Origin of the sequence: Parafrankia soli (assembly GCF_001854695.1) — a bacterium.
GTDB classification, from domain to species: Bacteria; Actinomycetota; Actinomycetes; order Frankiales; family Frankiaceae; genus Parafrankia; species Parafrankia soli.
Genome location: NZ_MAXA01000181.1, coordinates 1 through 1,263, shown reverse-complemented (window position 1 = coordinate 1,263; position 1,263 = coordinate 1). Strand labels below are relative to the sequence as shown.

At 70.9% G+C, this 1,263-nt stretch carries 4 protein-coding genes; all 4 read right to left on the bottom strand.

Annotation, left to right across the window (positions count from 1 at the left end; genetic code table 11):
* Window positions 1–415, bottom strand: a 415-nt coding sequence (locus BBK14_RS14980) for an exonuclease domain-containing protein (RefSeq protein ID WP_275078488.1), incomplete at its 3' end; no start/stop codon positions are given.
* A complete protein-coding gene (locus BBK14_RS14975) occupies window positions 412–780 on the bottom strand; it encodes a hypothetical protein (RefSeq protein WP_071063018.1) in 369 nt (122 codons plus the stop codon). The genes BBK14_RS14980 and BBK14_RS14975, both read right to left, overlap by 4 nt.
* Complete coding sequence (locus tag BBK14_RS14970; protein WP_071063016.1) at window positions 773–1,072, bottom strand: hypothetical protein; 300 nt, start codon at window positions 1,070–1,072, stop codon at window positions 773–775. The genes BBK14_RS14975 and BBK14_RS14970 overlap by 8 nt, the downstream gene beginning before the upstream one ends.
* Window positions 1,065–1,263: hypothetical protein (locus BBK14_RS39310; RefSeq protein WP_206744668.1), on the bottom strand; the 199-nt coding region annotated here is incomplete at its 5' end. The genes BBK14_RS14970 and BBK14_RS39310, both read right to left, overlap by 8 nt.

The window sequence follows — 1,263 nt, the reverse complement described above, 5'->3', positions numbered from 1 at the left end:
CCCGATCCAGCACCATTGGGTCGATCACCCGGGCGGCGGTGAAGTCGATCCCGCGGCCGTGGTGACGGCGCATCTCCCGGTCGAGCAGTGTCGGGTCGAAGGTCGCGTTCATGGCGACCACGGGCAGGCCCTTGGCCCAGAACCCCTCGATGCGCCCGACGACCTCGGCGATCGCGCCAGCCGGCGCGACACCCTCGGCGCGGACCCGCTCGTTGGTGATTCCGTGGACGTCGATGGCGCCCTGCGGGATCGGCACCCCGGGGTTGATCAACGAGGTGTGAGTGTCGGTGACGCCCTCTGGGCCGACCTCGACCCAGGCGGCCTGGACGATCCGGTCGGCCTCGACGTCCACCCCGGTGGTCTCGGTGTCCACCGCCCCGAGCCGGTCGAGCCAGGCCGGCATGTCCGCGCTCACCGGCGGACCAGTCGCATCAGCCTGCGGCGACGCTCGGGCGCGGGCTCGCGCCCAGAGTTCGCCAGCGCGACCGCCGAGTCCACGTGCGCTGCGGAGTAAGAAGCAGTGTGGCGCAGGCGGTGCAGCTCCGTACGAAGGTGCGGGTTGTACCGCTCCAGCAGCGCCAGCGGCGAGGTGGTCCAGCCCTGGTAGGTCACCATCGAGTCGAACAGCAGCCCGACCACGAGGTCCTCGACGGCGCGCAGCCTTCGAACCTCGGCGATCAGGTCGATCACGTCGTCGGTCGCCGTCTCCCCGGCGAGCAGGCGGCGCTCGATGTCGCCCAGGTGAAGACGGGAACGCTGCCCGCCGTCCAGCTCAGCCATCGATCTTCTCCCGGCAGTCCAAGACCGCCTCGGTCAGCGCGAGGTCGAGGTCGTGCGCGGTGTCGGAGGGGAACCTGGGCGCGAGCCCGTAGACGCTCGGGTCGGTGCGGATGCCCAGGTCGTGCAGCGCCCTGCCGTAGTCCTCGTCGTCGGCGCAGCCGTAGATCTGACCCACGGGGTCGCTGATGGTCCCGGCCCGCATCCCCTCGGGCTCAACCTCGTGGGCCCACCCGGGGTGGCGGTTGGTCAGCAGCGAGGCCAGGCGCTCGGCGCGGGGCGACAGGTCAGCCATGTCGCGCCCTTTGCGCTACGTCGCGGTGCCGTACGCACAGCTCGCACGAGTGGCCGCCGCCGGTCGCGACGATGTGCCGCATCCGCTCCGCATGTCCTTCCATCGCGATCAGCACCCGAGGGGCGTCGTCATCTCTTGCCGAGGTGGCGACGGTCAGATAGCTGGCGGCTATCGTCGCCAGTTCTACGACC